This is a genomic window from Massilia sp., from assembly GCF_046293535.1.
GTDB lineage: Bacteria > Pseudomonadota > Gammaproteobacteria > Burkholderiales > Burkholderiaceae_D > Telluria.
Genome location: NZ_JBKBOV010000001.1, coordinates 290,819 through 297,481 on the forward strand (window position 1 = coordinate 290,819; position 6,663 = coordinate 297,481).

Annotated in this window: 4 protein-coding genes and 1 pseudogene; 2 read left to right on the forward strand and 3 right to left on the reverse strand. The window is 68.8% G+C overall.

What is annotated here, in order from left to right; all coding sequences use genetic code 11:
- The 3 genes from ACK4S9_RS01345 to rsmB all read right to left on the reverse strand — a co-directional run.
- On the reverse strand, positions 1-2,165 hold a 2,165-nt coding region (locus ACK4S9_RS01345; RefSeq protein ID WP_409720513.1), incomplete at its 3' end, for a HAMP domain-containing protein.
- Positions 2,162-2,725 (reverse strand): DUF4390 domain-containing protein, encoded by a 564-nt coding sequence (locus tag ACK4S9_RS01350; protein WP_281912834.1) that lies wholly within the window; start codon positions 2,723-2,725, stop codon positions 2,162-2,164. The genes ACK4S9_RS01350 and ACK4S9_RS01345, both read right to left, overlap by 4 nt.
- Before the next feature lie 60 nt (positions 2,726-2,785).
- Entirely contained in the window at positions 2,786-4,195 is a 1,410-nt protein-coding gene (gene rsmB / locus ACK4S9_RS01355) for a 16S rRNA (cytosine(967)-C(5))-methyltransferase RsmB (protein WP_409720523.1), read from the reverse strand.
- Between the two features lie 320 nt (positions 4,196-4,515).
- Between rsmB and argS the strand changes: the two genes are divergently transcribed.
- The gene (argS, locus tag ACK4S9_RS01360) at positions 4,516-6,255 is read left to right on the forward strand and encodes an arginine--tRNA ligase (RefSeq protein ID WP_409720515.1); all 1,740 of its coding nucleotides are present in this window, start codon (positions 4,516-4,518) and stop codon (positions 6,253-6,255) included.
- A gap of 20 nt (positions 6,256-6,275) precedes the next feature.
- Positions 6,276-6,663 (forward strand): annotated as a pseudogene (locus tag ACK4S9_RS01365) (SPOR domain-containing protein); the annotation flags it as partial.

The following is a 6,663-nucleotide window of genomic DNA, read 5'->3' on the forward strand; positions in this document are numbered from 1 at the left end:
GCGGCGGGGGTCCCGGGCGCCCCCGCGCCCCGCGCCAGGATGCGTGGCGAGAAGCCGGGACCGTTGTCCGTGATCGCCAGGCGCACCGCGGTGCCGGCGGCGCCGTCCGCGCCTTCGTAGTGGATGGCCTCGGTGGTGACGTCCACGCGCGGGGCCGGCATCCCGGGGCCGCGGTCGACCAGCGCGTCCTGGGCGTTCTGCACCAGGTTGTGGATCACCTGGCGCAACTGAGTGGCGTCGCCCATCACCCTGGGCAGGTCGGGGGCCAGCGCGGCGTGGATGATGTCCGAGCCATCCTCGGCCAGGTAGAGCTGCAGGATCTCGTCGATCAGGCCGTTCAGGTCGAGCGGCTCGAGCACCGCCGGCGGCGTGCGCGCATAGTCGCGGAAGTCGTCGACCATGCGCTTCATGGCGTCGACCTGGTTGACGATGGTGGTCGTGCTCTTCTTGAGCAGTTCCGCTTCCTGCGGCGGCAGGCTGGCTTCCAGCTTCATTTGCAGGCGCTCGGCCGACAGCTGGATCGGGGTGAGCGGGTTCTTGATCTCGTGCGCCAGGCGGCGCGCCACCTCGCCCCAGGCCACCGAGCGCTGGCCCGCGATCACGTCCGAGATATCGTCGAACACCACGATGAAGCCGCTGCCGGTGCCGACCGGCAGGCGCGAGCCGCGTGCCAGCAGGATGATGTCGTGCTCCTGCTCGTCGCCGCTGCCGCGGCGCGGGATCTCGATCTGCTGCTGCCAGTGGGCGCGCCGGCGCCGGTCGGTGCTGGCCGCGCTCTGCGCGCTCTGCGCCGAGATCGCGCGCGTGATGCAGTTGTAGAAGGTCTCCAGGCCCGCGATGCTGGCCAGCGGACCGCTTAGCGCGCCCGGCTCGACCTGCAGGATGCGGTAGGCGGCGTCGTTCGAGTTCACCACCCGCCCTTCGGCATCGAGCACGATCACGCCCGCCGACATGTTGGCCAGCACCGACTCCAGGTGGGCCTTGGCGTTCTGCAGCGCCATGCGGTTGCGCTCGACGGCGCTGCGCGCCTCGAACAGCTGGCCGGTCATGGCGTTGAACGAGCGCGTCAGTGTGCCCAGTTCGTCGTTGGTCTCGACCGTCGGACGCGGCGACAGGTCGCCCTCGGCCACCGCCTGGGTGCCCTCGGCCAGCACCAGGAGCGGCTGCGCCAGGTTGCCGGCGATGAGGAAGGCGCTGCCGATCGCCCCGAAGATCGCCAGCAGGAGGGTCAAGGTCAGGGTCTCGATGTACATCTTGCGCAGGCCGGTTCTGGCCTGGTCGCGCGAGCGGTACTCCTCGGAGGCGCTGCGCAGCACCACCGCGTTGGACGCCAGGTTGACCGGCACCGACTGCAGCAGCTGCAGGTAGCGCGGCTCCATGCCGGCCGCTTCGGGCACCGCCAGCACCACGCGCAGGCGCAGGCCGGTGGCCGCATCGAGCCCGTTCTGGCCCGGGCCGTCCGCCTGCGTGGCGGCGTCGCGGTCGATCGTGCCTTCCGGGCGCGCGTAGCCGCCCGGCAGCGCGGCCGACTTGAGCATGTCGGGCGTCGGGCGGTCCAGGTCAAGATTCAGGTTGCGGTCCTGCGATGCCGTCGCCAGCACGGTGCCGTCGGAGGTGAGCAGCATGGCGCTCTGCAGCCCGCTGATGTCGTTCACCAGGCCGGTCAGGACACCCTGCACCATCACCGCATCCTGGCCGGCCAGCGTGGCGGCGGCGGTCTGGCCGGTGGCGCCCAGCTCGGCCACGGCTTCGTCGAGGGCGGCGCGGCCGAGGTTCAGGCCGGACTCGATCGCGGCCTCGATCTTGACGTCGAACCAGCTTTCGATGGAATGCGAGACGAACTGCACCGACACCATGAAGATCACCAGCCCCGGCAGGATGCCGATGCCGGCGAACAGCAAGACCAGCCGCGCGACCAGGCGCGAGCCGAACTTGCCGGCCTTGTAGCGCGAATACAGGCGCGCCAGCGCGACGATCACGAGGATCAGGAGCAGCACGGCCATGCCGGCGTTCACGCCCAGCAGCCAGGTGTAGTAACGGTCGAAGAAGCCCGAGTTGTCGGAGGCCGAGGCCAGCAGGAACAGCAGGATCGAGACGATGGCGCCGCCCACCACCAGCGCGTAGCGCAGCGCCCGGTTGAACGATTTACCGCGTACCTGGATCATTCTGCACGGTAGGTGAAGGTCTTCTTGTTGCTGCTCAGGCGCCAGCTCGAATCATTGATGGCGTTGACCTGCAGCGGCTTGGACAGGAAGTCGCGGTCCATGAACATCCGCACCGACACGTTGTAGACCTCGCCCTTCTTGAGGGCGTCTTTCGGGGCGATCAGCCAGCGCGCCGGCCGCCGGATCAGCGACAGGGCGTCGTCGAGGGTGTTGAAGGGCTGCGGCACGCTGCCGCCGGTGGTGACGATGTACTGGCGCGTGAGCATGTCGTAGGAGATGCCGATGGTGCGCTTGGAGAACACCGCCTTCTCGTCGCGCCACCACCAGCGCGGGCGCGTCATTTCGATCTCGGTGGTGAAGTGCAGCTTGATGCCGTGCTGGACCGCGTCCTGCAGCTCGTGGTTCAGGTCGAAGGCGAACGCGGTGTTCAGGCGGTAGCCGTCCTCGCTGGCCTGGATTTCGACCTTGGTGATGTCGATGACCTCGGCCGCCCGTGCCTGCGAACACGCGAAGACCAGCAGCAGCTGGCAAGCGAGGAGGCAAAGAAAACGTAAGGTCACAGGTACGCCGGAGCCGAAAAATTGAGAGCCGAGTTTGGTCAGTAATGGATCATTACGCCGTTATTTTTTTTGGAACAGCGCATAGAACAAGCCGTCATGATCCTGCCCGGCACCGCTGGCTGGCAGCAGCTGGCCCGGCGCGTCGAGGCGGATGGCGTCGTGGCGGGCCGCAAATGCGGCAGCCTGCGCCTCCGATTCCTGGGGCCAGAGCGAACATGTCACAAACAGCAATTTACCATTGGGCAGCAGCATCTGCCAAAGGTTGTCGAGTATTTTGCTAGAAAGTGTTGCAAGTTGGAGCGTGTCGGACTTGCGGCGCAGCCAGCGGATGTCCGGGTGGCGGCGCACGATGCCGGACGCCGTGCAGGGCACGTCGGCCAGGATGCGGTCGAATTGGCGGCCATCCCACCAGCCGGTGTCCTGGGCCTCGGCCGCGACCAGCTTTGCTGTCAGGCCCAGGCGGCCCAGGTTGTCGCCCACGCGCGCCAGGCGCTGCGCATCGGCGTCGACCGAGGTCAGGTCGACGTCGGCGGCCTCGAGGATATGGCCGCTCTTGCCGCCCGGCGCCGCGCAGGCATCCAGCACGCGCATGCCGTCGCGCAGGTCGAGCAGCGGCGCGGCCAGCTGGGCGCCGGCGTCCTGCACCGACACCACGCCCTCGTGGAAGCCCGGAATCTGGCTGACGTTGACGGCCTGCGCCAGGCGCACGGCCGCCGGCCCCACCTGCTCGGCAGCGACGCCGGCATCCAGCAGCGTCTTCAGGTAAGCCTCGACATCGGTACGGCGGCGGTTCACGCGCAGGGTCAGCGGCGGGTGCGCGTTGCCAGCCGTGAGGATACTTTCCCATTCGGACGGGTAGGCGGCGCGGGTGCTGTCGATCCACCATTGCGGGTAGTTCCAGCGTGCCAGCGGCTGCTTCAGGGCTTGCTCCAGCAGGGCCTCGCGCTCGCGCAGGAAGCGGCGCAGCACGGCATTGACCATGGCCTTGGCATGGGCGAAGTCGGGGTGGCTGGCGGCGGCGCCCACGGCCTGGTCCACCACGGTGAAGGCTTCGTAGGGCGCCGGGGTGCCCGGCGGCGGGTCGAGCAGGGCCAGCGCGGCGCACAGGAGGCCGCCCAGCATGGGCGGCTCGGGCGCCTTCGTCGTCATCAGGCCCAGCAGGACCTCGCTGCGGCCCAGCTGGCGCATGCTGCGGTAGGCGATGTCCTGGATCGCCCCGCGTGCCTGCGGCGTCACGTCGTAGGCGGCAAATACGCCGGCCAGCGCCTGCGGCAGCGCGGCGCCGCCGCGCACCCGCGCGATGGCATTGGCCGCGCCCAGCAGGGCCAGGGCCAGCGAATCGCCCTTCAGGTCGGGACGGTAGTCGCGCTGCGGCGCCACCTTCACTTCGTGGCTCTGGCGCAGGCGCGGCTGCGCGGCCGCCTGCTTGTGCGCATGCTCGCGCAGCGGCGCGCGCGCGGGTTCGCGCATGGCTTCACGCTCGGCCGACGGACGGTAGGACGGCTTGGCGGCCGCTGCCTGGCCGGCGCCCTGGGGCCGCTCCCTGCCCTGCGGCGACGCGGAACGTGCCGGCTTGGCTTTGGGTTTCAGGGTGAGCGTCGGGCGCTTGTCGGTCATGGCGGGGTCGATACAGTGAAAAATGGCCCTCATTGTAACGGCTTAGGCTTTGGTGCCGCTTAAGCAAGGCGACAACTTGCCGCGGTGAACATATTGCGCGATGCGCCAAACCAGTATAATGATCGCTGTTTGCCTGTCCGCAGGCCCGCCATTTTTATCAGATCGACATCCCCATGCTCGCCCAACAAAAACAACAGATCGTTGCCCTGTTCCAGGCCGCCCTCGCACCGATCGTCGCCGGCACCGACCTTACTCCGAACGTCGTCCTGGAACGTCCACGCGATCCGAGCCACGGCGACATCGCCTGCAACATCGCCATGCAACTGGCCAAGCCGCTCAAGACCAACCCGCGCGAACTGGCTACCCGCCTGGTCGCCGCCCTGCTGGCCGAGCCTGGCGCGGCCGGCCTGGTCGACTCGGCCGAGGTCGCCGGTCCCGGCTTCATCAACCTGCGCGTGGCCGCGGGCGCCAAGCAGTCGGTCGTGCGCACCGTGCTCGAACAGGGCGCGGCGTTCGGGCGCGGCACGTCCGGCCAGGGCCACCACGCGATCATCGAATTCGTCTCGGCCAACCCGACCGGACCGCTGCACGTGGGCCACGGCCGCCAGGCCGCGCTGGGCGACGCCCTGTCCTCGCTGTTCGAAGCGCAGGGCCATGAAGTCACCCGCGAGTTCTACTACAACGACGCGGGCGTGCAGATCGCCACCCTGGCCACCTCGGTGCAGGCGCGCGCGCGCGGCTTCAAGCCCGGAGACGCCGAGTGGCCCGAGTCGGCCTACAACGGCGACTACATCGCCGACATCGCCAGCGACTTCCTGGCGAAAAAGACCGTCTCGGCCAGCGACGGCGCACCGGCCACCGCTTCGGGCGACGTGGAAGACATCGAATCGATCCGCCGCTTCGCCGTGACCTACCTGCGCAACGAGCAGGACCAGGACTTGCAGGCCTTCGGCGTCAAGTTCGACAACTACTACCTCGAGTCCTCGCTGTACGCGGACGGCAAGGTGGAAGCGGCCGTGCAGGCCCTGGTCGACGCCGGCGTCACCTACGAGCAGGAAGGCGCGCTGTGGCTCAAGACCACCGACTACGGCGACGACAAGGACCGCGTGATGCGCAAGTCCGACGGCACCTACACCTACTTCGTGCCGGACGTGGCCTACCACATCCAGAAATTCCGCCGCGGCTTCGACCAGGCCATCAACGTGCAGGGCAGCGACCACCACGGCACCATCGCGCGCGTGCGCGCCGGCCTGCAGGCGGTGAACATCGGCATCCCGCAGGGCTATCCCGACTACGTGCTGCACAAGATGGTCACGGTCATGAAGAACGGCGAAGAGGTCAAGATCTCCAAGCGCGCCGGCTCCTACGTCACGGTGCGCGACCTGATCGAATGGTCGGGCAATGGCGACGTAACGCGCGGCCGCGACGCGGTGCGCTTCTTCCTCATCTCGCGCAAGGCCGACACCGAGTTCGTGTTCGACGTCGACGTGGCCCTGAAAACCTCGGACGAGAACCCGGTGTACTACGTGCAGTACGCCCACGCGCGCATCTGCTCGGCGCTCGCCAACTGGGGCGGCGATGAAACGCAACTGGCGGGGGCCGACCTGTCGCTGCTCACCGAGCCGCACGAAGCGAGCCTGCTGGCCAAGCTGTCCGCCTACCCGGAAATGCTGGAGCGCGCGAAGCTCGAACTGAGCCCGCACCACGTCGCCTTCTACCTGCGCGAACTGGCCGGCGAGCTGCACAGCTACTACTTCGCCCACAAGTGGCTGCTGGAGGACAACGAGCCCCTGAAGCTGGCGCGCCTGGCCCTGGCCCTGGCCACCCGCCAGGTGCTGCGCAACGGCCTGGCCCTGATCGGCGTGTCCGCCCCGAGCAAGATGGAACGCGCCCCGACCGAGACCCAAGAGTAAACATTCACAGCAAGCGCGACATGACCGCCATCCGACCCTTCTCACCGCTGCGCCAGCGTGGCAGCACCCTGACCGGCATCATCATCGGCCTGATCATCGGCCTGGGGATCGCGGTGGCGGTCGCGCTCGTGATCACCAAGGGCCAGTCGCCCTTCACCGACCGCTCCAACAAGATGGGCCGCCCGGCCGATCTCGAGCCGAGCCAGGCGAGCGACCCGAACAAGCCGCTGTACGGCAACCGCGACGCCGCGCGCGAAGCCAACCGCCAGATCGCCGAACGCGCCAACCGCCCCGCCCCCGAGCCGGCGCCCGCACCGGCGCCGGCCGCAGCCGACGCCGATCCGCTGGGCCAGGCCATCGCCGGCATGGAGGGCGGCGCCGCCGCGCCGGCCGCGCCTGCCGCTGCTC

Excerpts from the sequence above, each read along its gene's own strand:
- rsmB (WP_409720523.1), bottom strand. The coding sequence starts at position 4,195 with ATGCGCGAACCCGCGCGCGCGCCGCTGCGCGAGCATGCGCACAAGCAG.
- argS (WP_409720515.1), top strand. The coding sequence starts at position 4,516 with ATGCTCGCCCAACAAAAACAACAGATCGTTGCCCTGTTCCAGGCCGCC.